Genomic DNA, 23,141 nt, shown 5'->3' on the forward strand with positions numbered 1-23,141 from the left:
GGGGACTAAGTGCCCATCGTGCCTCAGAAAGACCATGGGCGTTGCTGGCTGGGGCAGCTTTCGCGCGCCAGCGCTTAGCCCTCTTCGGCCTCTTCCATGATCCTCAAAAAAGCCGCCACCACCTCGGGGTCCAGCTGTTTTCCCGCTTGCTCCTGGAGGTAGGCCAAGGCTTTTTCCTTGGGCCAGGCCTGGCGGTAGGGGCGGTCGGAGGTCAGGGCGTCATAGACGTCCACCACGGCGAAGATGCGGGCCGCCAGGGGGATGGCCTCCCCCTTCAGCCCCCGGGGATAGCCGGAGCCGTCCCAGCGCTCATGGTGGGCGTAGGGAATTTCCAGGGCCTTCTTCAGATAGGGGATGCCGGAGAGCCACTCGTAGGCGTAGACGGGGTGCTTCTTCATGACGGCCCACTCCTCCTCCGTGAGGGGGCCGGGCTTGAGGAGGATGGCGTCGGGGATGCCCAGCTTGCCCACGTCGTGGAGGATGGCCCCCCGCCTCATGTCGTCCAGGTCCTCCTCGGGTACCCCCAGGGCCCGGGCCAGCCTCAGGGTGAGCTCGGTGACGCGCTCCGTGTGGCCGGCGGTCTCCTGGTCCCGCAGTTCCACCGCCTTGGCCCAGCCCCAAAGCGTGAGGTCGTAGGCGGCCTCCAGCTCCCGCTGGCTTTTGAGGAGCTCCTGGAAGGTGAGGGCGTTGTCCAGGGCGATGGCTCCCTGGGTGGCCAGGGCCTCCAGGAACTCCTCGTCCTCTGGGCTCAGGTTCCAGGGGCCTCGGGTGAAGACGGCCAGCACCCCGAGGAGCTGGCCCTTGGCGAAGAGGGGATAGGCCCTTTCCACCACCAGCCCTTCCTTCAGGGTGAACTCCGGGGAGGTGCCGGGGTCTTGGGTGAGGTCGGGTACGTGCACCACCTCCCCCAGGAGGGCGGCCCTGCCCACGTGCCCCTGGCCCAGGGGGATGTGGTGGGGCAGGGCTTTTTTGGGGGAGAGGAACCCCTTGGCGTGCTTTAGCTCCAGGACCCGGTCCTTTGAGCGGTAGAGGAAGAGGGCGGCGGCGTCCAGGGGCAGGCGCATCACCTGGTCCAGAAAGACCTCCAAGGAGGGGGCAAGCTCCAGGGAGTGGACGATGGCCAGGTCCACGGCCCGCAGGGCCTCTAGGTATTCCAGGCGCTGGCTCAGCTTTTTCCTCAGACTGGCCCGGCGGACGGCGTTGCCGATGGTCTCGGCTATCAGCTCCGCCCGCCCCACCTCCTTGGGGGTGGGTACCCGGGGAGGGGGCCAGGCCAGGGTGAGGACCCCAACAGCCTCCTTCCCCGCCATGAGGGGAAGCGCTGCCCCACTCCAACCCTCGGGGATGAAGGGCTTGGCCCCGGCCCGAACCCGGGGGTCTTCCCGGAGGTTGGGGCTGACCATGACCTGTCCCTGGAAGGCCTGTTGCACCAGGCTGGCCTCATCCAGGCTGGGGGGTGGAGGGAGGTCTTGGACCCAGCCCCGGCTGGCCACGGCCTCCAGGCGGCCGGTTTCCGGGTCGTAGAGGAGGAGGCTTCCCGCCGGGGCCTCGAGGGCCTCGAGGGCGGCTTCCAAGGCGTATTCCATCATCTCCTTCAGCTCCTCGCTCCGGCGCAGGGCCACGCTCACCCGGGCGAAGGCCTCCAGGGCCAGCTCCCGCTCCCGTGCCTCGGTGACGTCCAGGGCTATCCCCAAAACGGCCGGCCTTCCCCCCACCTCCACCCGGGCGGCGGCGTAGTCCAGCCAGCGCACCTCCCCGTCCTTGGTCAGGATGCGGAAGGGGTAGCGGCTTGGGGGGTTTTCCCCACGGAAGCGGGCCAGGCCCCGCTCCCGCACCGTCTCCCGGTCGGCGGGATGGACGAAGTCCCAGATGGGGCGGCTCTGGAGTTCCTCCAGGGTGTAGCCGGTGACCCTCAGGACCTCCTCGTTGGCGAAGATGAGGCGCTCCTCCTGCCACAGGAGGATGAAGGCCGGGGCGGTCTGGGCCAGGGTGCGGAAGAGGGCCTCGGACTCCCTGAGGGCCTGCTCCCTGGCCTTCTCCTCGGTGATGTCCCGTTTGATGGCGATGAAGTGTTGGATTTCGCCCTCTTCCAGGACGGGGGTGATGGTCATGTACTCCGTGTAGAGGGTGCCGTCCTTGCGGCGGTTGACGATCTCCCCCTCCCAGACCTTCCCGGAGAGAATGGTCTCCCACATCTGCTGGTAGAACTCCTGGGGGTGCTTGCCCGACTTCAGGATGCGGGGGTTCTGGCCCAGGGCCTCCTCCGAAGCGTAGCCCGTGAGGCGGGTAAAGGCCTGGTTCACCCACGCAATGCGCCCGTCGCGGTCGGTGAGCACCACGGCCTCGTGGGCGGCCCTCAGGGCCTCCTCCAGGAGCCTCCGGGTGGCCTCGGCCTTGAGCTTTTCCGTCACGTCCAAAGCCGCCACCAGCACCGCCGGCCGCCTCCCGTATTCCAGGGTGTGGGAGTGGATTTCCACCTGGATTTCCCGGCCGTCCTTGAGGCGGTGGGTCCAGGGGCCGGACTGCTGCAGGGGGGGGCGGGGCTGTTTCAGCTCTTCCAGGAGGCGGAGCCTCTCCCGCTCCGGGCGGATTTCCAGGATGGTCATGGTGAGGAACTCCGCCCGGCTGTAGCCATACTTGGCCACCGCCGCCTCGTTCACCTCCAGGAAGCGGAGGGTCTCCCGGTCGTAGACCCACATGGGCAGGGGGTGGGCCTGGAAGAGGAGGCGGAAGCGCTCCTCAGCCTGCACCTCCTGGGTGACATCCATGCCGTACCCGGTCAGGAGGCGGCTTTGCGGGTCGTAGACCAGGCTGTCCTGGAGCCAGACCCACTGCTCCTTCCTTCCGTGCCAGAAGCGGTAGCGGAGCTGGACCACTTCCCCGGGTCTGGCCACTGCCTGGCGGCAGACCTCTTGGGCGGCCTCCCGGTCTTCGGGGTGGACCTTTTCGTAAAAGCTCGCGGGCTCGGCCAGCGCCTCTTTGGGGTAGCCCAGGATGCGCTCCGCCTGGGGAGAGGCGTAGAGAAGGGGCAGGAAGGCGGGATCGGCCCCCTCGGGAACCAGGGCCTGGAAGACGCGGCCGGGTAGCGCTTCCAAAAGGCCCTGGAGCCGGGCACGCTCCCTTTCCAGCTCGCTTTCGTCGCGCACATTCAGCACGATGCCCCGCACCGCCGGGTCCTGGAGGAGGTTCCGGCCCCAGACCCGCACGAACCGGGTCTCTCCCCTGGCGTCCAGGATGCGGAAGCTGTACTCCCGGGTGGACCCGGGGTAGCGGAGAAGGTCCTCCAGGACGGCCTCGGCGTAGGTGCGGTCCTCGGGGTGGACGAAGTCCAGGGCGTGCAGGGGGGTGCGGGTGTAGCCCAGGGGGTCATAGCCCAGCACCTGGGCCACGTTGGGGGAGACGTAGGTGAGCACACCCTTTGGGTCCACCACGTAGATGAGCTCCCGCCCCTCTTCCACCAGGGCGCGGAAGCGGCGCTCGGAGGCCTTTAGGCCTTCCTCTTCCCTGCGCCTTTGGGCCTCCAGGGCCAGGGCCAGGAAGTAGACCAGGAGGCCGGAGAGCAGGACGAAGGTGAGGCCCTTTCCCGTCTGCCAGCGGGTGAGGGTCTGGGCCTCGGGGAAGAGCTGGAGAAAAAGCTGGTCGCTCCCCAGGATCCACACCAGGGCGAAGAGGGCATAGGCCAGGGTGAGTTTCCAGGGGTTGCTGAGGCGCACGCCGCCTGCATTATAAGGCCTGGGGCTTCCCCAAAAGGTATCCCTGGCCCAGGGCAAAGCCCAGGCCCTTCAGGTGGTGCAAAACGGCCTCCTCCTCAATGCCCTCGGCCACGGCCGTCAAGCGCAGGGCCCGGGCCAGGGCGGCCACCGCGGCCACCACCCGGGCGGCCGGGCTTTGGGGGTCTGGAGGGCTTCCCAGGGCCTGGGTGAAGGCCTGGCCCAGCTTCAGGCCGTCCACGGGCAGGTGGGCCAGGCGCTCCAGGCTGGAGTGGCCGCTGCCGAAGTCGTCCAGGAATATCCGTACCCCCAGGCCCCTCAGCACCCCCAGGGCCTTGGTGGCGTCCCGGCCCCTTTCGTCGGGGATGACGCTGGTCTCCGTGACCTCGAGGACCAGCCCCTCGGGAGGGCACCCCGTCTCCTCCAGCACCTGGGCCACCCCGGCGGGGTAGTGGGGGTCCAGGAGCTCCTGAGGGCTCACGTTTACGTGCACGGGGAGGCCGTGGCGCTTCTGCTCGGCGCAGGCCCGGCGGAGGACCCAGTGGCCCAGCCTGGCCATGAGCCGGTGCCGCTCCGCCAGGGGGATGAACTCGGAAGGCGGGGCCAGGCGCCAGCGCAGGAGGGCTTCCAGGGCCACCCTTTCCCCGGTGTGCAGGTCCACGATGGGCTGGTAGACGAGCCAAAGCCCCTCTTCCCCCTCCAAATCCTCCCGCAACGCCTCCAGGAGGGCCATCTCCCGGCGCAGGCCCTCCTGGAGGTGGGCCTCGTAGAAGGCCAGGCGGTCCTTTCCCTCCCCCTTGGCCCGGTACAGGGCCAGGTCCGCCCTCTGCAACAGTTCCCCGGGGGAAAGGCCGGTTTCTCCCAGGGCGATGCCGATGGAGGTGGTGAGGTGGTAGACCCGCTCCCCCACCCCGAGGGGCAGGCGCACCACCTCCAGAAGCCTTTCCGCCACGGCCGCGGCCTCCTCGGGGCCCCGAAGGCCGGTGAGGAGGACCAGGAACTCGTCCCCTCCCTGGCGGGCCACCAGGTCCCGGGGGCGGAGGGCGGCCCGGAGCCGGGCGGCCACCCCCCTCAGCACCTCGTCCCCGGCGGCGTGGCCGTCCAGGTCGTTCACCAGCTTGAGGCCGTCCAGGTCCAGGTACAAGACGGCCAGGCCCTGGTTTTCCTCGGCCAGGGCCTGGGCCAGCTTCTCCAGGAAGAAGAGGCGGTTGGGGAGGCCCGTGAGGGGGTCGTGGTAGGCCAGGTGGTGGAGTTGCCCCTCCAGCTCCAGGCGCCTGAGGAGGAGGCCCAGCTGGCTGGCGAAGGCCTGGGCCAGCTCCAGGTCCAGCGGGGTGAAGGCGTCTTCCCGCTCAAAGTTGTCCAGGTAGAGGAAGGCCTTGCGTTCCCCCGCCAGGTAGACGGGTACGGAGAGGATGGCCCTGATCTCCCGCACCCGCCCGGCCTCCTCCATCACCTGGCGGCGCTTTTTGTCCAGGCGGGCGTTGAAGCGCTGGAGGTCCTTCCAGGTGAAGATCTGGGCCTCCCGGTGGCCGGTGAGGGAAAGGGGCTCCTCGGGGCGCAGGGTCACCTGGCGCAGGGCCGCAAGGTCATACCCCTTGGCGGCCACGAAGTGGTAGTTCCCGTCCTCCAGGAGCACGGTGACGCTTCCCGCCTGGGCGCTGGGGAGGGTTTCCAGGGCGGCCTCGAGGATGAGGCCGAAGATGGAGTCCGAGATGCCCTCGGCCATGAGGGTTTCGTAGACCCGAAGGAGGTTCTTGCGGAAGACGCTCCAGCGGGCTTCCCGGGCCTCTATCTCCCGCCTTTCCGTTACGTCCACCCCCAGGGCCAGCACCTCCAGGGCCTCCCCTCCGGGGCCAGGTACCCCCAGGAGGGTCCACTCCACCGCCCGATGGCCTTCGCTGGTGTGGAGGTGGGGGCGGCCCGGGTGGGCCAGGGCCTGGGCCAGGGGAAGGGGTGGGGGTTTGGGGAAGGCCTGCCGGAAGGCGGGGTTGGCGTAGAGGAGGCGGCCTTCGGGGCTGAGGCGGGCCAGGTGGAAGGGGGAGGTCTCCAGAAGCCTTTCCAGCCAGCGCGTCCGCTCCCAAAGCCCCAGGGTGCGCGCCAGCGCCTCGGCCATCACCCGCAGGAGCTCTTCCTCCTCCGGGGTAAAGACCCGCTCCCGCCGGCAGTCGTCCACCCCCAGGAACCCCCAGAGGGTGCCCTCCAAGAAGATGGGGACCACCAGGAGGCTTAGGATGTCCTGGGCTTCCAAAAGCGGCCTTTCCTCCGGGGGAAAGGTCCTCACCGGGCCGGCCACCGCCCGGTTCTTCAGGAAGTAGGCCATCCAGCGGCCGTAGCCGCCTTCCCGCATGGGCAGGTTCTGCAGGGCGGGGTTTTCCAGCTGGGGGGTGGTGCCGGGCCCCGCCCACTCGCAAAGCTGGGAGGTGTACCAGGCACCCTTCCGCTTCTCCAGGCGGAAGAGGTAGGCCCGGTCGGCCCTGAGGGCCTGGCCTATGCCCTCCAGGGCCTTGGGAAGGCCCTGGAGCCCGTCCCTCAGGAGAGGAAGGAGGGTCCGGTAGAGGCTTGCCCCGGGGGCCAGGTCCATGGCCGAACCGGGGTCAGTATACCCGCTTCCTGGGGGTGGAACAAGGAGGACTAGGCCAGGACCGAGAGGCCCTGGGCCTTGGCCTGGTACATGCGGCTGTCGGCGGCGGTGAGGAGGGCATCTGGGGCGGTTCCGTCTTCGGGGTAGGTGGCCAGGCCGATGTTCACCCCCAGGCAGAGGCCCTGGAAGCAGAGGGCCTCTATGGCCCGGGCGTAGCGGAAGGCGGCGGCCAGGGCCCCCTCCTTGCCGGTGTGGGGAAAGAGGGCGGCGAACTCGTCCCCGCCCCAGCGGAAGAGGCGGTCCCCGTTGCGCCGCTCTTGGGAAAGGGCCTCGGCCACCTTGATGAGGGCCAGGTCCCCCGTGGCGTGGCCCAGGCGGTCGTTGATGGCCTTGAACCCCTGCAGGTCCAAGACGGCCAGGGAGAGGGGATAGCCGTAGCGCTCGGCTCGCTTGAGCTCCTCCAGGAAGGCGCGTTCAAAGGCGCGGCGGTTGGGGAGGCCGGTGAGGGGGTCGGTGAGGGCGGCCTCCTCCAGGAGGTGGCGGGTGCGGTGCTCGTGGAGCAGGGTGGCGATGGGGGCGGCGAAGAAGCGGGCCACCTGCAAGGAGTCCTCCCCGAAGGCCCGGGGGTCGTGGAGGTTGTCCAGGTTCAAGTAAGCCAGCACCTCCCCCTTGTAGGGGATGGGCAGGCAGAGGTTGGCCTGGATTTCCCGGGCACGGCCGGCGGTGTCAATGATTTGGGGCGGAGCTGTCCGGTGGCTTATCTCGGGGATGTTCCGCTCCTCCTGGCTCATGATGCGGGGTTCCCCGCGGCGGGCCTGTCCTTCCCCCAGGCCGTACCAGAGGAGCTGGTCCTCGGGGCTGAAGGCCACGGACTGGAGGGCCGGGAGGTCGTAGCCCACCGCCGCCTTGAAGCGGTACTGGCCTTCCTCCAGCACCAGGAGGCTTCCTGCCTCGGAACCCGGCACCTGGTGGATGGCCTCCTCCAAGACCCGCTGGTAGAGTTCCTCCAGGGGCTTTTCCAAAAGGTCCAGAAAAAGCCGGTTCACTCCCTCGTGCCGGCGCTTTTCCGCCAGGCGTTCCAGCCCCAGGCCCAGGGTGCGGCAGGCCAGGAGGAGGAGTTCCACCTCGGCCTGGCACCAGAGGCGCTCTGCCCGCTGGCCCACCACCAGCACCCGGCGGCTCCTGGGGGCGCCTGGGGAAGGCAGGGGAAGGGCGGCGAAGGTGCGCCAGTCCAGGGCCTTGAGTGCGGGCACTACCCGGTTTTCCTCCGCATAGCGGGCGGTGAAGAGGGGGCTTCCCGTCTCGTACACCTGCCAGGCCAGGCCCTGGCCGTAGGGGAGGCCCTCTTGCAACACGCGGAGGAGGGTTTCCTCCTTCACCCCCTGATGGGCTAGGGCCTGGAGCCTGGCCCCCCGCACCTCCCAAAGGGCCCCAGATTCCAGCTGGAGCACCTCCAGGAGCAGGGCCAGGGCCTTCTGGGCCGCCTCCTCGAGGGTGGCGGCGCTTTGCAGGCGCTCCGAGAGCTCGGCCAAAAAGCGGCGCTCCTCCAGGTCCACCAGGCGGTCCAGGTGCAGGCTCACCGCCTGGGCGAAGCGGGAAAGCCCCCCCACGTCCTCAGGGGAGAAGGGTCTGTCCCGCTCCAGGTTGAGGACCGCCACCACCTCCCCCCGAAGCTTAAGGGGCAGGGCCAGCTCGGAAAGGGCCTGGTGCCCCGGGGCGCCCAGGTAGCTGGGCTCCTGGCGCACATCGGGGATGTAAAGGGGCTTCCCCTCCCGGAAGGCCCGGCCCACCACCCCGGTTGGGGGAATCTCCTCCAGGGCCAGGGGAGGGACGCTGGCCAAAAGGCGGAAGCCCCTGGGGGAAGGCACCCACACCCCCACGTGCCCCCCTTCCCCCAGGGCGGCCAGGCTCTGGGGAAGGCTTTCCAGGAGGGCCTTGCGGTTTTGCGCCTGGGGGAGCCCTTCGAGGGCGCTGGCCAGGAGGCGCTGGGTGTGGGCCAGGGCCCGGGCCTTGAAGTGGGCCTTCCGGAGGCTCTGTCCGATGTCGTTGGCCAGCAGGGCGGAGAGGAGGAGAAGGGCCACGGCCAGGGGCTGGAACCCCGGGAAGGGCAAGAGCAAGGCGGTGGAGAGCAGGCTGGCCAGCAGTCCCCACCCAAGCCCGTAGAGGCTGGCCGTGGTGGCGGTGAAGATCATGAACCAGGGGAGGATGTAGGGATCCGAGTAGCCCAAAACCCCCACCAGAAGCCCCAGCAGGAGGGCCCCCAAGGCGATCACGGGATAGGGCAGGGCCATGTTTGGGCCATGCTAACCCAGGCTCTGCTCCTTTTGCCAGGGGGTTCAGCCGGGGGAGGGGGAGAGGGCCAGGTAGGCCACGGCCCTTTCCGCGGCCCGCCTGCCCGTGCGCACCACCTCGGGAAGGCCCACCCCTTCCAGGTAGTTCCCGGCCAGGAACACCCCAGGGGCCTTAAGGAGGGCCATCTCCAGCCGCTCCACCCGCTCCAGGTGCCCCACCCGGTAGGCGGGCATGCCCTCGGGGAAGCGGAAGGCCCAGGTGCGCTCCGGCTTCACCTCCTGCCCCAGGAAGCGGCGCAGGTCCTCCAGGGCCACCCGCACCAGCTCCGCCTCGGCCAGGCGGGCCACCTCCCCCGAGAGGTAGGCCCGGGCCAGGGAAAACCCCTCGGGGGCCCTTCCCGGCCATTTCTGGTGGGTCCAGGTGAAGCCCCGCACCCGGTACCCCTCCCCCTTGGCCATGAGGAGGCCGTGGCCCCTCACCGGAAGGGGTTCCCGGAAGGCCAGGCTCACCGTGGCCGCCGGGGTGTGGGGGATGCCCTTGAGGAGGGCGGTGGCCTCGGGGAGGAAGGGCCTTAGGAGGGCCGCGGCCACCGGGGCGGGGGTGGCCAGGACCACGGCCTCCGCCTCCAGGACCCCCCTGGGGGTGTGGAGGCGGTAGCCCCCCTTCCCGGGTTCTAGGCCTAGGACCGGGGTGGCCAGGAGGGTCCTTTCCCCCAGGGCCTCCGCCATCTTGCGGGTAAGGGCGGAAAGCCCCTCGGCGAAGGAGAAGAAGAGGCTTCCTCCCTCCCGGCTTCCCCGGGCCCTCCTGGCCCGCATGGCCCCAAGGACCAGGCTTCGGTGCTTCCGCTCCAGCTCCAGGAGCTGGGGAAAGGCGGCCCTCATGGAAAGCTCCTCGGGCTCCCCCCCGTAGATCCCCCCGGCCAGGGGGGCCACCAGGGCCTCGTAGACCTCGAGGCCCAGCCGGCGCTCCACGAACTCCTTGAGGCTCTCGTCCTCCTTTCCCCCCCGGGGAAGGAAGAGGTCATAGAGGGCCCGGAGCTTCCCCCAGGGGGAGAGGAGGGGGGTTTTGGCCAGGGCCTTGAGGTCCCCGGGCACCACCTGCAGAAGCCCCTCGGGGAGGGGGTGGGCCCTTCCCTTGCGCAGGATGAAGGCCGCGGGCTTTTGCGGCAGGGTGCCTATGGGGGTGAGCCCAAAGGCCTCCCCCAGCGCCAGCACCTCCTTCTTGTAGCGCACGCTGGCGTCGGGGCCCCCCTCAATCAGGAAGCCTTCCCCCCGGTGGGTGAAGACCTTGCCTCCCAGGCGGGGGGCGGCCTCCAGGAGGAGGAAGTCTGCGCCCCGTTCCTTCAGGGCCAGGGCGGCGGAAAGCCCTGCCCATCCCCCGCCCACCACGACTACCTGAGCCACGCCGCCTCCACCAGGTCCTTGAGCACCTGGATGTAGTCCAGGTCCGCGTTGAGGCTCCGGGCCCGGAGGAGCCTCAGCCCCACCTCGCGGGCCGTGGCCTGGGCCTCGAGGTCCAGGTCAAAGTAGACCTCCAGGTGGTCGGCGGGGAAGCCCACGGCCTGCACCACCACCTCCTCAAAGCCCTCTTCCTTGAGTTGCCGCAAGAGCTCGTTGATGTCGGGGCCAAGCCAGGGCTCGGGGGTCCTCCCCGCCGACTGGTAGGCCACCTGGAAGCGGGGCAGGGAGAGCCTTTTGGCGATGAGCTCTGCCGTCTTCTCCACCTGGCGGGGGTAGGGGTCGCCCCTCTCCACCGCGGCCACGGGGATGGAATGGGCGGTGAAGACGTAGGCCGCCCGCCTGGGGTCCCGAAGCCGCCAGATGGCCTCCTCCAGCCTCCTGGCGTAGGCGGCGATCAGCCCGGGGTGGGCCTCGTAGCTTTCCACCCAGACCATCTCAATGGGCTCGGGCAGGGCCTTTAGGGCCTGGTCCACCTTCTCCTTGTACTCGGCCACGCTCCTTAGGGAGTAGTGGGGGGCGGCCACGATGGCCACCGCCCGCCGCACCCCGTCCTCGTGCATGGCCGCCACCGCCTCGCCGATGGCGGGGTGCCAGTGCTTGGTGCCCACGTAGACCCGGGCCGGGCCCTGGGGGGTACGGGGGCCGAAGGGGCCCAGGAGGCGCTTGGGGTAGGGGGGGGCCTCGAGGTTCAAAAGGGCCTGGAGCCTTATGGCCTGGACCAGGGTGATCTCGTTCAGCGGGCTCTTGCCGATGGCGGCGTAGCGTTCCGTGAGCTCGTGGAGGAGTTCTTCCGAGGGTCGCCGGCCCCGGCGGATGTCGGTGTAGTAGGGTTCGATTTCCTCCGGGGTGTAGGGGGTGCCGTAGGCCATCAAGAGGACGTTCATGCCGCTACCTCCTTCAGGAGTTCTACCACGTACCGCACGTTCTCCACCGGGGTGCCGGGCAGGATCCCGTGGCCCAGGTTGAAGATGTGCCCGGGGCGGGAGGCGTTCTCCTCCAGGATGCGCCCCACCTCCCGCCGCACCACCTCCTTGGGGGCGAAGAGGACCACCGGGTCCAGGTTGCCCTGCACCGGGGTTTTCCCCAGCACCTCCCGGGCCCAGGGGAGGGGGGTGTGGTGGTCCAGGCCCAGCACGTCCCCCCCGGCTTCCTGCATCTCCTTCAGGAGGCCCATGGTGCCCACCCCGAAGTGGATGACGGGGACCCCCAGGGGCTTGAGCCTCTGGAAGAGGCGGGCCATGTGGGGCTTCACGTAGCGGCGGTAGTCCGCGGGGGAGAGGGCCCCCACCCAGGAGTCAAAGACCTGGAGGAGGTCGGCCCCCGCCTCCGCCTGGGCCCTCAGGTAGCGGGCCATGGCCTCGGTAAGCCGCTCCATGAGCTGGTGCCAGAGGGCCTCCTCCCGGTACATGAAGGCCTTCACCTCCTTGAAGTGGCGGCTTGGCCCCCCTTCCACCAGGTAGCTGGCCAGGGTGAAGGGGGCCCCGGCGAAGCCGATGAGGGGCACCCTGAGCTCCCCCTTGAGGAGGCGGATGGTCTTGAGGACAAAGGGCACCGCCTCCTCGGGCTCCAGGGGCCTCAGGGCCTCCACCCCCTTGGCGTCCCGGATGGGGCGGTGGATGACCGGGCCCTTGCCCTCCACCAGGTCCAGCTCCACCCCCATCCCGTAGAGGGGGGTGGTGATGTCGGCGAAGAGGATGGCGGCGTCCACCCCCAGCTGTTCCACCGGCAGGAGGGTGACCTGGGCGCAGACCTCGGGGGTCTTCACGATCTCCGGCAGGGTGTAGCGCCTGCGGATCTCCTGGTACTCCTTCTGGTAGCGGCCGGCCTGGCGCATGAACCAGACGGGGGGCCTGGGGGTGGGCTCCCCCCGGGCCGCGCGCAGGATGAGGTCGTTCACGCCCCCCATGCTAGCATGGGGCATGCGCGCTTTTTTCCTCGCCCTGACCCTGGCCTTTGGCCTGGCCGCCGCCCAGGAGGCCGACCCCGTGGTGGCCCAGGTGGGGCCGGAGGTCCTCACCAAGAGCCAGTTTGAGCTCCGCTTTGGCCTCTTCGCCCGGAGCGCCCTGAGGCAACTGGGCCTGCCCGACACCGAGGAGACCCGGGAGTTTTTGGAGCAGTACCGCGCCCCCTACCTCCAGGCCCTGGCGGAGGAGCGGGCCCTGCTCCTCGCCGCCAAGGCCCGGGGCTTCTGGCCCAGGCCCGAGGCGGTGGAGGCCCGGGTGCTGGCCTTGCAGGAGGCCTTCCCCGACCAGGAGACCCTCCTCCAGGCCCTGAGGGGGGCGGGGGTGCCGGACCTGGCCACCTACCGCCTCCTCCTGGCCGAGGCCTTGGCCCTGGAGGCCCTGGAGGGGCACTACCGGGAGAAGCTCCAGGTGTCCCCTGCGGCCCTCAAGGCCCTCTGGCTCCTGAGCCCCGAGTACCGCCACCCCACCCTCTACTGCGCCCGGCACATCCTGGTGCCCACCCTCGAGGCCGCCAAGGAGGCCCTCGGCCGCCTGGAGCGGGGGGAGGCCTTCGCCCAGGTGGCCCAGGCCCTCTCCCAGGACCCGGGCTCCAAGGAGGCCGGGGGCAACCTGGGTTGCGAGCCCGAGGGCACCTACGTCCCCGCCTTTGAGAAGGCCCTCCTGGCCCTGAAGCCCGGGCAGGTCTCGGAGCCCGTGGGCACCCAGTTCGGCTTCCACCTCATCCTCCTGGAGGGGGTAAAGCCCGCGGGCCGCTACCCCCTGGGGGAGGTGCAGGAGGCCCTCCTGGCCTCCGTCAAGGACCTGGCCTGGGAGAAGCTGGCCAAGGCCCTGGCCCGCCCCTACCCCGTCCGGCTCTTCCCCGAGCGGCTTTAGGGGTGGTGGAGGAGGGCCTCGTCCCCCCGGGGGGCCTGGGCCAGGCGTAGGGCCTCCCCGGGGGCGTAGAGGCCGCTTTGCCCCTCAAAGGTGAGGCCCAGGAGGGTTCCGTTCAGCATGGGGTTCAGGAGGAAGCGCAGGTTTTCCCGGCCCCAAAGCCGTTCCCGGGCCGAGGCCAGCCAGACCTCCCCCTCCTTGCGCCCGGGGTCCTGGGGCCAGGGGCGGTCCCAGAGGGCGGGGTTGGCCGAGGGCTGGAGGAGGACCTCCGCCCCCAGGGCGTCCAGCCGGGCCAGGTGGCCCTCGTAAAACCCGTCCAGGCAGATGAGGATGCCCACCCGGCCCGCCCGGGTCTCCACCAGATGGGGGCCAAAGCGCCCCCGCTTTAGCCAGCGCTCGGCGGGGGTGAGCTCCATCTTGGGCACCTGGGCCAGGAGGCGGCCCTGGGGGTTGAAGAAGAGGGCCAGGTTCTGGAAGAGGGGGGTGCGGGCGAAGCGGCCCCGGGAGAGCTCCTCCTCGTAGGGGGGGCTCAGGATGGACCCCGCCAGCAGGTAGGTGCCGAAAGCCCGCGCCGCCTCGGCCATCACCCCGTGGAAGGTCCAGAAGGCCCGCCGCGCCCTCCGCCAGGGGAGGAGGGGGTCTCGGAGGAGGTCTTTGGGGTGGAGGTCGCCCTCGAGGTGGAGGAGGAGGGGCAGGCCGAAGAGCTCGGGAAAGGCGGCCAGCCTGGGGGCAGGGGTGCCCTCCAGGGGGGCGAGCAGGGAAAAAACGCGCTCCCGGAAGGCCTTCCGGGAGCGGTAGGGCTCGGGCCGGACCTCGGTCTGCAGGACCAAGAGGGTGCGGAAGGGCACCCTTAGAGTCTAACCCGCCAGGCTCTGGGCCACGATGAAAGCCCCCATGACCACCAGGAAGAGGGCGAAGCCCCGCCTAAGCCCCTCCTGGGGCAGGCGCACCGCCAGCCTGCCCCCCAGGAGGCTTCCCAGGGTGCCCACCAGCACGAAGAGGCCGGCCACGGCGTAGTTTACGGAAAGCCCGTACTGGGGCAGGAGGTGGAGGTACTTGTAAAAGCCGGCGAAGGACTTGAGGGCGATGATGAAGAGGCTCGTCCCCACCGCCAGGTGCATGGGAAGCCCCCCCAGGAGCACCAGGGCGGGCACGATCAAAAACCCGCCCCCCACCCCCACGAACCCCGTGAGGGCCCCCACCAGAATGCCGTCCAGCACGATCTTCCACCCCTTGCGCCCCTTGGGCTTCCCGCCCTGCAAGGGGGCAGGCCGGGCCATGAAGTAGGCGGCCAGGAGCATCACCAGGGCGAAGGTGAGGAGCTGCACCTCCCCCGAGGCGAAGCGGGAAAGCCAGGCCCCCAGGTAGGTGCCCCCCATCCCCGGCAGGCCGAAGAGGAGGACGTTGCGCCAGTCCACCAGGCGCCTCAGGGCGTAGGGGACGGCCCCCAGGAGGGCGATGCCCCCCACGATGAGGAGGCTTTCCGCGATGGCCTGCTTGGGGGCCTCCCCCAGGAGGTAGACCAGGACCGGCACGGTGAGGATGGACCCCCCCGAGCCCAGAAGGCCCAGGGAGAGGCCGATGAGGAGGGCACCTAGGAGGGCCAGGCTCATCGCTCTATGGGGAGGCCGGCCCCCATCCAGGCGTAGGTGCCGCCCTCGAGGTTGTACACCTTTTCCCCGGAAAAGCCCTGCTGCACCAGGAAGTCCGCGGCCACCCCGGAGCGGTTGCCGGAGTTGCACACCAGGAGGATGGGGCGGTCCTGGGGCAGGGTGGAGAGCTTTTGCGGAAGGAGGGAGAGGGGGATGTTCACCGCCCCCGGCACGTGCCCCTCCCGGTACTCCCAGGGCTCGCGCACGTCCACCACGAAGGCCTCGGGGAGGAGCTTCTCCGCCTCGTGGGGCCCCACCTCCCGGTAGGGGGTGGCGGCGTAGCCCACCTCCACCGGGGTGGTGTCCACGGGGAGGCCGGCGCGGTACCAGCGCACGATGCCCCCCTCCAGGTTGTACACGTTGCCGTACCCCTGGCTCGCCAGCCAGGCCGCCGCCTGCCAGGAGCGGTTGCCCGTGCGGCAGTAGAGGACCACGGGCCGGTCCTTGGGGATCTCCCCGTGGCGGGCCAGGAACTCCGAAAGGGGCAGGAGGCTGGCCCCGGGGATGCGGGCTTGGGCGTACTCCTCCACCTCCCGCACATCCACGAAGGGCACGCCCTGGTCGTAGAGCCGCTTGGCTTCCTCAGGGGTAAGGTCTTTCACCTCGGTCTCGTACATAACACCTCCGTTAAGGGCGGGCGGGGGAGGTTTCCCCCGCCCCGGGGCCTTAGGCCCCCACCAGCTCCTCCCCCTTGACCACGGGGAAGCCCTCCTGCTGCCAGGCCCGGATGCCCCCGGTGAGGTTCAGGGCGTTGCGGAAGCCGTGGGCCAGCAGGGCGCTGATGGCGGTGCTGGAGCGGTCCCCGCCCACGCAGTGGAGGATGAGGGGCCGGTCCTTGGGAAGCTCCTCCAGGTGGGCCAGGATGCGGCCCGCATGCAGGTTCTTGGCCCCGGGGATGTGGCCCGCCAGGTACTCGTCCCGGCCGCGCACATCCAGGACTACGGCCTGGCCCTTCTCCCAAAGGGCCTTAGCCTCCTTGGCCGTGATCTGGGGCACGGTCTCCAGCTCCCCTTCCGCGTAGCCCTGGAGGCTGGGGATGTAGCCCACCACCTCGTCCAGGCCGATGCGGATCAGGGCCCGGGTCAGGGCCTCCACCTCCGAGGGGTGGGCCAAGAGGATGAGGGGCCGGTCGTAGGGGAGGAGCCAGCCCGCCCAGGTGGAGAAGTTCTTCCCGGCGGGGATGTTGATGCTTCCCGGGAAGTGCCCCCCGGCGAAGGCGAACTTGTCCCGGGTGTCCACCAGGATGGCCCCCTCCTGCAGGTAGCGGTCAAACTGGGCCTTGGTGAGGCGGCCCGGGTGGGGAATACCCCCCAGGATGGGCATCCCGTCCCGGTTCAGCCGCTTCATCTCCTTGAAGTAGGTGGGGGCCTCGGGCTGGCCGGAGAGCAGGGCCCTCACGAAGCCCTCCTCGTCCCGGCGCTCCAGGTACTCCGCCCACCAGGCGTGGCGGCGCTCGTAGCCCACGGTGGTGGCGGGGAGGGCTCCCAGGGCCTTGCCGCAGGCGGAGCCTGCCCCGTGGCCGGGCCAGACCTGCACGTGGTCGGGCAGGGTGAGGAACTTCTCCAGGAGGCTACGGAACATGCGCCGGGCCCCGGGCTCCGCGGTGCCCTTGATGCCCGCGGCCTCCTCCAGGAGGTCGGGGCGGCCGATATCCCCCACGAAGACGAAGTCCCCGGTGAGGAAGAGAAGGGGCTCGTCCGTCACCGCCCCATCGGCCACCAGGAAGGAGAGGTGCTCGGGGGTGTGGCCGGGGGTGTGCACCGCCTTCACCCGGATGTTGCCCACCTTGAACTCGTCCCCGTCCTTGAGGAGGACATGGGCGAAGCCCTCGAGGCCCCGGTACTTCCAGTTCTCGTCCCCCTCGTCGGAGAGGTAGAGGGTGGCCCCCGTGAGCCGGGCCAGCTCCCGGGCCCCCGAGAGGTAGTCCGCGTGGATGTGGGTCTCGGCGATGGCGGTGATGCGCAGGCCCAGGGATTCGGCCAGCTCCAAATAGGTGTCCACGTCCCGCTTGGGGTCCACCACCAGGGCCTCCCCGGTGGCGGCGCAACCCAGGAGATAGCTCATCTGGGCCAGGCCTTCTTCGTAGATCTGCCGGAAGATCATGGCTTCACCTCCGAGATGGGACGTTTGTCCCCACGAGGCCAAGATACCCTACCGGGGTAATCCTGTCAACGCCGGGGGCATGGTGACCGTTGCCCCTATGTCTGCCAAAGGACCTCTGCTATAGTTGGTGAAGGATGTACCCCTACGGGGGTATCCAGGAGGACAGCATGGCGCTACTGGGACCCAAGGAACAGGAAATCGTGCGCGAGCGGCTTTCCAGCCTGGTGCGGGACGTGGAGATGGTGCTCTTCACCGACACCTCCACCCTCATCGCCCCGGGCAAGGAGCCCTGCATGTACTGCAAGGAGACCAAGCAGCTTCTGGAAGAGCTTGCCCAGCTTTCCCCCAGGCTCCACCTGGTGGTCTACGACCTAGCCACCCCTGAGGGCAAGGAGCAGGCCCAGGCCTACCGGGTGGAGGCCGCTCCCACCCTGATCCTTCGGGAGAAGGGCTCGGAGGCCATCAACCTCCGCTACCGGGGTATCCCCGCGGGCTATGAGTTCGCCAGCCTCCTGGAGGACCTGGAGATGCTGGGCCGGGATGGGCACGGCCTGCCCGAGCAGGTGGTCCAGGAGCTCCAGGGCCTGCCCGAGGAGGTGGTCCTGCAGGTCTTCGTCACCCCCACCTGCCCCTACTGCCCCCAGGCGGTGCGCACCGCCCACCGCATGGCCTACGCTTCCCCCAAGGTGTGGGGCGAGATGATTGAGGCCAACGAGTTCCCCGAGCTCTCCAACCGCTACCACATCCACGGGGTGCCGGACACCATCGTCAACCACGGCAAGGAGCGGGTGCTGGGGGCCCAGCCCCTCTCCCAGTTCCTCCAGGCCATCCGCAAGGCCGTGGGGGTGCAGGCCTAGCCATGACCCGCCGCGCCCTCCTTGCCCTTCTCCCCCTCCTTCTCCTGGCCTGCGGCCCCAAGGGGAGCTACCAGGATGTGGGCCCGGCGGAGCTCTACCGGGCCCTGGAGTCCGGGGCCCTCATTGTGGACGTGCGCACCCCGGGGGAGTTCGCCCAGGGCCACGTGCCCGGGGCGGTCAACCTGCCGGTGGAGGCCATCGCCACCTGGGCGGATGAGGTCCCCAAGGACAAGCCCGTCTACCTCTACTGCCGTAGCGGCAACCGTAGCCGCCAGGCGGCGGAGTACCTGAAGAAGCGGGGCTACACCAACCTCTACCACGTGGAAGGCGGGGTGAGGGCTATCCAGCAGGCGGGGTACCCCCTGGTGCGCTGATGGACGGGGTGCAGCTTGGGCCCTTCGCCATCCCCTGGGTGCGGCTGGGGGTGGCCCTGGCCTTTTTGGCCCTGGTCCTGGTGGCCGAGCTCCTGGCCCGGCGGGTGGACCGGAGGCTTTCCTCCTGGGCCAGCGGGGTGGTGCTGGTGGGGCTTCTGGGGGCGCGGCTGGGGTTCGTGCTGGAAAACCTTCCTGTTTTCGCCCGCGACCCCCTTTCCGTCCTCTATGTGTGGCAGGGAGGGTTTGACCCCATCTGGGGTATCCTGGCAGGAGGAGGGTACACGCTGATGGTTCTGCCCAAGCACCTTTGGCGCTACACCCTGGCGGCGGCCCTGGCCGCGGGGCTGGTGGCGGGGGTCTTCCTCACCCGGGGCCGGGGGGCGGAGGCCCAGGGCCTCCCGGAGGTCCAGCTCACCAGCCTGGGGGGTACGCCGGTGAGCCTCGAGGCCTTCCGGGGCAAGCCGGTGGTGCTGAACCTCTGGGCCACCTGGTGCCCCCCCTGCCGCCGGGAGCTTCCCATGATGGTGCGCCTGAGCCACGAGCACCCCGAGGTCCACTTCGTCTTCGCCAGCCAGGGCGAGGGGCCGGCGGTGGTCCGCCGCTTCCTGGAGGAGGAGGGCCTCGAGGCGGACTGGGTCCTCCTGGATCCGGAAACCCACCTCTCCCAGGACCTGGGGGCCCAGGGCCTGCCCACCACTTTCTTCTTTGACCGGGAGGGGCGCCTGGTGGCCCGGCACCTGGGGGAACTTTCTGAGGCCCTGCTCCTCGGCTACCTGCGGGCCCTGCGCTAGGTTCCGGCGGAAAGCAAAACCTCCTTGCCCCCCACCACCGTCTTCAGGTGCACGGGGCGGCCCCAGAGGCGGTGCAGGTTTTCCAGCACCGCCTTGGTCTTCTTAAGGTCCAGCTCCACCCCCTCGTAGGCGTGGGCCAGGAGGAGCTCACCCCGGTTGCCGTGGTTGGCGTCCAGGAGCTCCACAATGGGGTAGCCCAGGTTGCTAAGGCGGAAGAGGAGGACCCGCTTGGCCTCGGCGAAGCGGGGGAGGTCTTCGGGAGAGAGGAGCCCCTGGCGCAGGGCGAACTCAGGGGTGAGGAACTCCTCCAAGAAGGGCAGGTCCGTGTAGACCGTGCGCACCTGGAAGAGCTTCTTGCGCCCTTCCCCCGTGGGCCGCTCGTAGCGGAGCCTCTCCCCCAGGGGCAGGGCCTCGTACTCCGGCCCAAACCGCCCCTTGTCCCAGCGCTCCTCCACCTCCTTGAGGAGGAGGTAGCCCAGCCGGTAGGGGTTGAAGCCTTGGGCCGCCAGGAGGCCCGCCTGCATCTCGGCGAACTCCAGGGCCTCCTCGGGGGTGAGGAGGGGGAGGAGGAGGCGGGTGTGCCAGTAGGTGGCCCAGCCCTCGTTCAGGATTTTGGTGGCCCCCTGGGGGGCGTAGTAGAGGCTTTCCTCCCGGATGATCTCCAGGATGCCCTTCTGCCAGGGGGCCAGGGGGGCGTGCCGGGCCAAAAACCCCAGGAGGTCCCGGGTGGGCCTGGGGGGAAGGGGCTTGGGGCTTGCCCCCTCCTGGGCCTCCTTGGGGGGTTCGGGGGGCGGGTTCACGTAGGGGTCCAGGTAGGGGCGCACCCGCAGGCGCTCCGGCGGCCTTTCCTCCTCCTCGCCTTCCTCCCGGCGGATGTAGGGGGCGTGGGGGTCTATGAGGTTTTCCAGGGAGAGGGCCATGTCCAAGAACTCCTCCACGCTCCTGGCCCCGTGCCGCTCCATGGCCCGCTCCACGAAGGCGGCGTGCTGGGCCATCTCCGAGAGCATGTCCTTGGGGATGGGCTTGAAGGCCAGGTTGTTGTGGAAGAAGTCTGCGTGGGCGTACACATGGGCCATGACCAGCTTCTGGGCCAGCAGGGTGTTGCCCCGGAGGAGGTAGGCCTGCACGGGATGGGTGTTCACCACCAGCTCGTAGATGCGGGAGAGGCCATAGCGGTAGGTCTCCCGGTAGCGTAGGTACTCGCTGCCAAAGCGCCAGTGGGGGTAGCGGCGGGGAAAGCCCCCGTAGGCGGCCAGCATGGCCATCTCCTCGGGGCCCACCTCCTCAAAGAGGACCGGGGGAAAGGAAAGCCCCGCGGCCTCTGCCCGCTCCCGCAGGAGGCCGGCCCAGTGGCGGAGTTCCTTCTGCATCCTCACCCCCCAAGGAGCCGCCTGAGGGCCGCGGGCAGGTCCTCCCGGCCCCGCACCTCGGCGGTGGCGAGCCCTTCTGCCTTGCCCAGATTCTCCCTCAGGTCCTCCAGAAAGCGCCCCTGACCGTAGGGGCCCTGCACCTGGGCGTAGCCGTAGAGGGCCAGGGTGGGGAGGAGGCGCCTTAGGGCCTCGAGGGCCAGGGGGGTATCCCCCTGCCAGTTCTCCCCGTCGGAGAAGTGGTAAAGGTAGCGGTTGTAAAAGGCCTCCGGGTAGCGCTTCAGGATCTCCTCCGCCAGGAGGAGGGCGCTGGAAAGCCGGGTACCCCCGCCTTCCCGGGCCCGGAAGAACTCCTCCTCGCTCACCTCCCAGGCCTCGGCGTCATGGAGCAGGTAGCGGCGTTCCAGCCGGGGGAAGTGGCGCTTGATCCAGAGGGTGATCCAGAAGGAGAGGACCTTCACCAGCCTTAGCTCCTCCTCCCGCATGCTCCCCGAGACGTCCAGGGCGAAGAGGACCACCGCCTGGGCGTGGGGCCTGGGCTTGCTCCTGGGGGCCTTGTAGCGCAGGTCCTCCCGCTCCGGCACCAGGAGGGGGTCTTCGGGCTGGTACTCCCCGGTTTGCAGGGCCCGCTTGAGGCTTTCCTTCAGGGTTCGGCGCACGTGGCGCAGGCCCCTTGGCCCCTTGCGGGCGATGGTGGTGAAGCGGAAGGCCTCCTCCGTTACCTCCCCTTCCCCCTTGGGCTTAAGCCGGGGAAGCCTTAGGGCCTCCCCCATGAGGTCCAAAAACTCCTCCAGCTCCAGCTCGGCCACGGGCACGTGCCCGCCCGGGCCCATCCCTTCGGCCCCCGCTCCCCCCAGGCCCAGACCTTCCCCCGGGGGCTCCCCGTGGACGATCTTGGGCACCTCCAGCTGGGGCAGGGGGATGGAGACCAGGCGGCCCTCCACCTGCCCGAAGAACTCCTCCCGGGTGAGGAACTCCCGCGCCCGCTTCTTCACCTCCCCCCGGACGATTTCCTTGAAGCGCAAGAGGTCGCGCTCAATGGGCCTCATCGCTCACTCCGGGCAAAGAGGGAGGCGGCGAACTCCAAGACCCCCCCGGCGCAGTGCTCGCAGTAGCCGTAGTCCCGGATGAGCCGGGCCTTGACCACGTCAATCTTGGCCTGGGTCTCCGGGTCCACCACCCCCGAAACCAGGGCGGAGAGGCGGATGGTGTCCTTCTGGTCCTCAAAGAGCTTGAGCTCCAGGGCCCGCCGCAGGCGGTCGTTGTCCTTGTAGGTGAACTGCCGCCCCTCCAGGGCCAGGGCCCCAATGTAGTTCATGATCTCCCGGCGGAAGTCGTCCTTGCGGGACTCGGGGATCTCAATGCGCTCCTCAATGGAGCGCATGAGGCGCTCGTTGGGGGGCTCGGGGGCGCCGGTGTAGGGGTTTTTCACCTTCTCCCCCAGGACGTAGGCCTTCACGTGGTCAATGTAGTTGTGGAAGAGGCGGTTCAGGGCCTCCTCGTCGGCGGCGATGGCCCGTTGCACCTCGTTCTTCACGATCTCCGCGTACTCCGCCTTGACCTCCTGCAGGAGGGCCTTGTAGCGCTCCTTGGTCTTTTCGTCGGAGATGAGGGAGTGGTGCTTCAGGCCCTCCTCCAGCTCGTTCATCACCATGAAGGGGTTGATGCAGGGCTCCTCCGAGGTGACCAGGACGTTGCTGATTTTGTCCTGGATGTAGCGGGGGCTGATGCCCTCCAGGCCCTCCCGCTTGGTCTCGGCCATGAGCTCCCGCACCGCCTCCTCGGTCCATCCGGGGAGGAGGCGGCCATCGTAGAGCTTGAGCTTCTGCATCAGGGTAAGCCCCGCTCGCTTGGGGGGCTCCAGCCGGGTGAGCACCGCCCAGGTGGCGGCCATCTCCAGGGTGTGGGGGGCGATGTGCTTACCCCGCACCTTGGCGAAGTCCCGCTGGTAGATCTTCACCTCGTCGGAGACCCGGAGGATGTAGGGGACGTCAATCTTGATGGTGCGGTCCCGCAGGGCCTCCATGTACTCGTTGGCCTGGAGCTTGCGGTATTCCGGTTCATTTGTGTGCCCGAGCACAATCTCATCAATGTCCGTCTGGGCAAACTTCTTGGACTTGATCTTGTGTTCCTGGCTGGCGGTAAGGAGGTCGTAGAGGAAGGCCACGTCCAGCTTGAGGATTTCAATGAACTCCACCAGGCCGCGGTTGGCGATGTTGAGCTCCCCGTCAAAGTTGAAGGCCCGGGGGTCGGAGTCGGAGCCGTAGATGGCCACCTTGCGGTAGTTGATGTCCCCGGTGAGCTCGGTGGCGTCCTGGTTCTTTTCGTCCTTGGGCTGGAAGGTGCCGATGCCCACGCGGTCCTTTTCCGAAAGGACCAGGCGCTTCACCACGATTTCCTCCTCCAAAACCGCGGCCAGGTCCCCCCCGTGCCGGGCCAGGGCCTCCCGCATCTGGAAGCGGCAGACGGGGCAGAGGTCCCCCTCCACCTCCAGGGGATAGGGGTAGGCGGGGTGGAGGGCCCTGAGTTCCGCCAGGAACTCCTCCCGGAGCTCCTTGGGCAGGAGGTGGAGGGGTTCTTCGTGCATGGGGCAGGGGAGGGGGCCTTCCTCGGTTTTCCAGTAGAAGGTGTAGAGCCTGCCCTCCTCCGTGCGGCTGTAGGCCTCGAGGCCCTTCTTAAGGAGGCGGGCGATGGTGCTCTTGGCGGAGCCCACGGGGCCATGGAGGAGGAGGATGCGCCGCTCAGGGCCCAGGCGGTGGGCCGCCGCCTTGAGGGTGGCCACCAGGCGCATGAGGGGCTTGTCCAGGCCGAAGATGGCGTCCTTGCCCCCCTCAAAGGGGTCGTCAAAGAAGCGGTAGTGGAGGAGCTTTTCCCGGAAGAGGGTGTACTCCTCCACCCCCTGGGCCAGGATCATGTCGTGGACCCGCTGGAAGCTGGTCCTCAGGGGCCTCGGGTCCTCCTTGAGGAGGCGCAGATAGTCGGCGAAGGAGCCTTCCCAACTCAGGGCCCGGTAGGCCTCGAGGTCCTGGCGGCGCCGGATGCGTTCCAGCTCACTCATGGAAACCCTCCTCCATAGGGACCCGCGGGAAGTTTTGGATAGCTTTAGGCCCATTATAGCAG

The 23,141-nt window shown here is 69.2% G+C and carries 17 protein-coding genes; 4 read left to right on the forward strand and 13 right to left on the reverse strand.

Going from position 1 to position 23,141, the window contains the following annotated elements; all coding sequences use genetic code 11:
- Positions 1 to 74 precede the first annotated feature (74 nt).
- Genes B128_RS0109760 through hemE form a run of 6 tightly spaced genes read right to left on the reverse strand, consistent with a single transcriptional unit; the run spans position 75 to position 11,949 of the window.
- Entirely contained in the window at positions 75 to 3,713 is a 3,639-nt protein-coding gene (locus tag B128_RS0109760) for a PAS domain S-box protein (RefSeq protein WP_018112089.1), read from the reverse strand.
- Positions 3,714 to 3,723: 10 nt separating this feature from the next.
- Entirely contained in the window at positions 3,724 to 6,291 is a 2,568-nt protein-coding gene (locus B128_RS0109765; protein ID WP_018112090.1) for a bifunctional diguanylate cyclase/phosphodiesterase, read from the reverse strand.
- A 50-nt stretch (positions 6,292 to 6,341) separates the two neighbouring features.
- Entirely contained in the window at positions 6,342 to 8,582 is a 2,241-nt protein-coding gene (locus B128_RS0109770) for a diguanylate cyclase domain-containing protein (RefSeq protein ID WP_018112091.1), read from the reverse strand.
- A 45-nt stretch (positions 8,583 to 8,627) separates the two neighbouring features.
- The gene (gene hemG, locus B128_RS0109775; RefSeq protein WP_026175167.1) at positions 8,628 to 9,986 is read right to left on the reverse strand and encodes a protoporphyrinogen oxidase; all 1,359 of its coding nucleotides are present in this window, start codon (positions 9,984 to 9,986) and stop codon (positions 8,628 to 8,630) included.
- Positions 9,974 to 10,927, reverse strand: a complete 954-nt coding sequence (hemH, locus tag B128_RS0109780) for a ferrochelatase (RefSeq protein ID WP_018112093.1) — start codon at positions 10,925 to 10,927, stop codon at positions 9,974 to 9,976. Before hemH ends, hemG begins: the two co-directional genes overlap by 13 nt.
- Positions 10,924 to 11,949 (reverse strand): uroporphyrinogen decarboxylase, encoded by a 1,026-nt coding sequence (gene hemE, locus B128_RS0109785; protein WP_026175168.1) that lies wholly within the window; start codon positions 11,947 to 11,949, stop codon positions 10,924 to 10,926. The genes hemH and hemE overlap by 4 nt, the downstream gene beginning before the upstream one ends.
- Positions 11,950 to 11,962: 13 nt before the next feature.
- Here hemE and B128_RS0109790 point away from each other — a divergent pair, with 13 nt between their 5' ends.
- The gene (locus B128_RS0109790; RefSeq protein ID WP_018112095.1) at positions 11,963 to 12,880 is read left to right on the forward strand and encodes a peptidylprolyl isomerase; all 918 of its coding nucleotides are present in this window, start codon (positions 11,963 to 11,965) and stop codon (positions 12,878 to 12,880) included.
- Here the strand turns inward: B128_RS0109790 and B128_RS0109795 are convergent.
- Genes B128_RS0109795 through B128_RS0109810 form a run of 4 tightly spaced genes read right to left on the reverse strand, consistent with a single transcriptional unit; the run spans position 12,877 to position 16,632 of the window.
- Positions 12,877 to 13,725, reverse strand: a complete 849-nt coding sequence (locus tag B128_RS0109795; RefSeq protein WP_018112096.1) for a nitrilase-related carbon-nitrogen hydrolase — start codon at positions 13,723 to 13,725, stop codon at positions 12,877 to 12,879. The two genes, B128_RS0109790 and B128_RS0109795, sit on opposite strands and share 4 nt — an antisense overlap.
- A 9-nt stretch (positions 13,726 to 13,734) precedes the next feature.
- Positions 13,735 to 14,490 (reverse strand): sulfite exporter TauE/SafE family protein, encoded by a 756-nt coding sequence (locus tag B128_RS0109800; RefSeq protein WP_018112097.1) that lies wholly within the window; start codon positions 14,488 to 14,490, stop codon positions 13,735 to 13,737.
- Entirely contained in the window at positions 14,487 to 15,146 is a 660-nt protein-coding gene (locus tag B128_RS0109805) for a rhodanese-like domain-containing protein (protein ID WP_018112098.1), read from the reverse strand. Before B128_RS0109805 ends, B128_RS0109800 begins: the two co-directional genes overlap by 4 nt.
- A gap of 49 nt (positions 15,147 to 15,195) precedes the next feature.
- A complete protein-coding gene (locus B128_RS0109810) occupies positions 15,196 to 16,632 on the reverse strand; it encodes an MBL fold metallo-hydrolase (protein ID WP_018112099.1) in 1,437 nt (478 codons plus the stop codon).
- A 167-nt stretch (positions 16,633 to 16,799) separates the two neighbouring features.
- Here B128_RS0109810 and pdo point away from each other — a divergent pair, with 167 nt between their 5' ends.
- The 3 genes from pdo to B128_RS0109825 are packed head-to-tail and all read left to right on the forward strand — an operon-like array spanning position 16,800 to position 18,654.
- A complete protein-coding gene (gene pdo / locus B128_RS0109815; RefSeq protein WP_026175169.1) occupies positions 16,800 to 17,489 on the forward strand; it encodes a protein disulfide oxidoreductase in 690 nt (229 codons plus the stop codon).
- Positions 17,490 to 17,491: 2 nt separating this feature from the next.
- The gene (locus B128_RS0109820) at positions 17,492 to 17,863 is read left to right on the forward strand and encodes a rhodanese-like domain-containing protein (RefSeq protein WP_018112101.1); all 372 of its coding nucleotides are present in this window, start codon (positions 17,492 to 17,494) and stop codon (positions 17,861 to 17,863) included.
- On the forward strand, positions 17,863 to 18,654 hold the full coding sequence (locus B128_RS0109825; RefSeq protein WP_018112102.1) for a TlpA disulfide reductase family protein: 792 nt from the start codon (positions 17,863 to 17,865) through the stop codon (positions 18,652 to 18,654). Before B128_RS0109820 ends, B128_RS0109825 begins: the two co-directional genes overlap by 1 nt.
- Here B128_RS0109825 and B128_RS0109830 read toward each other — a convergent pair.
- The 3 genes from B128_RS0109830 to B128_RS0109840 are packed head-to-tail and all read right to left on the reverse strand — an operon-like array spanning position 18,651 to position 23,079.
- A complete protein-coding gene (locus B128_RS0109830; RefSeq protein ID WP_018112103.1) occupies positions 18,651 to 20,024 on the reverse strand; it encodes a SpoVR family protein in 1,374 nt (457 codons plus the stop codon). The two genes, B128_RS0109825 and B128_RS0109830, sit on opposite strands and share 4 nt — an antisense overlap.
- A 2-nt stretch (positions 20,025 to 20,026) precedes the next feature.
- On the reverse strand, positions 20,027 to 21,070 hold the full coding sequence (locus B128_RS0109835; protein ID WP_018112104.1) for a DUF444 family protein: 1,044 nt from the start codon (positions 21,068 to 21,070) through the stop codon (positions 20,027 to 20,029).
- A complete protein-coding gene (locus B128_RS0109840; RefSeq protein ID WP_018112105.1) occupies positions 21,067 to 23,079 on the reverse strand; it encodes a PrkA family serine protein kinase in 2,013 nt (670 codons plus the stop codon). Before B128_RS0109840 ends, B128_RS0109835 begins: the two co-directional genes overlap by 4 nt.
- Positions 23,080 to 23,141: the final 62 nt, after the last annotated feature.

The organism is Thermus igniterrae ATCC 700962, assembly GCF_000376265.1.
GTDB classification, from domain to species: domain Bacteria; phylum Deinococcota; class Deinococci; order Deinococcales; family Thermaceae; genus Thermus; species Thermus igniterrae.

Excerpts from the sequence above, each read along its gene's own strand:
- B128_RS0109835 (WP_018112104.1), bottom strand. The coding sequence starts at position 21,070 with ATGAGGCCCATTGAGCGCGACCTCTTGCGCTTCAAGGAAATCGTCCGG.
- B128_RS0109805 (WP_018112098.1), bottom strand. The coding sequence starts at position 15,146 with ATGTACGAGACCGAGGTGAAAGACCTTACCCCTGAGGAAGCCAAGCGG.
- B128_RS0109830 (WP_018112103.1), bottom strand. The coding sequence starts at position 20,024 with ATGCAGAAGGAACTCCGCCACTGGGCCGGCCTCCTGCGGGAGCGGGCA.
- B128_RS0109790 (WP_018112095.1), top strand. The coding sequence starts at position 11,963 with ATGCGCGCTTTTTTCCTCGCCCTGACCCTGGCCTTTGGCCTGGCCGCC.
- pdo (WP_026175169.1), top strand. The coding sequence starts at position 16,800 with ATGGCGCTACTGGGACCCAAGGAACAGGAAATCGTGCGCGAGCGGCTT.
- B128_RS0109820 (WP_018112101.1), top strand. The coding sequence starts at position 17,492 with ATGACCCGCCGCGCCCTCCTTGCCCTTCTCCCCCTCCTTCTCCTGGCC.
- B128_RS0109770 (WP_018112091.1), bottom strand. The coding sequence starts at position 8,582 with ATGGCCCTGCCCTATCCCGTGATCGCCTTGGGGGCCCTCCTGCTGGGG.
- B128_RS0109840 (WP_018112105.1), bottom strand. The coding sequence starts at position 23,079 with ATGAGTGAGCTGGAACGCATCCGGCGCCGCCAGGACCTCGAGGCCTAC.
- hemE (WP_026175168.1), bottom strand. The coding sequence starts at position 11,949 with ATGGGGGGCGTGAACGACCTCATCCTGCGCGCGGCCCGGGGGGAGCCC.
- hemH (WP_018112093.1), bottom strand. The coding sequence starts at position 10,927 with ATGAACGTCCTCTTGATGGCCTACGGCACCCCCTACACCCCGGAGGAA.
- B128_RS0109825 (WP_018112102.1), top strand. The coding sequence starts at position 17,863 with ATGGACGGGGTGCAGCTTGGGCCCTTCGCCATCCCCTGGGTGCGGCTG.
- B128_RS0109765 (WP_018112090.1), bottom strand. The coding sequence starts at position 6,291 with ATGGACCTGGCCCCCGGGGCAAGCCTCTACCGGACCCTCCTTCCTCTC.
- B128_RS0109810 (WP_018112099.1), bottom strand. The coding sequence starts at position 16,632 with ATGATCTTCCGGCAGATCTACGAAGAAGGCCTGGCCCAGATGAGCTAT.
- B128_RS0109800 (WP_018112097.1), bottom strand. The coding sequence starts at position 14,490 with ATGAGCCTGGCCCTCCTAGGTGCCCTCCTCATCGGCCTCTCCCTGGGC.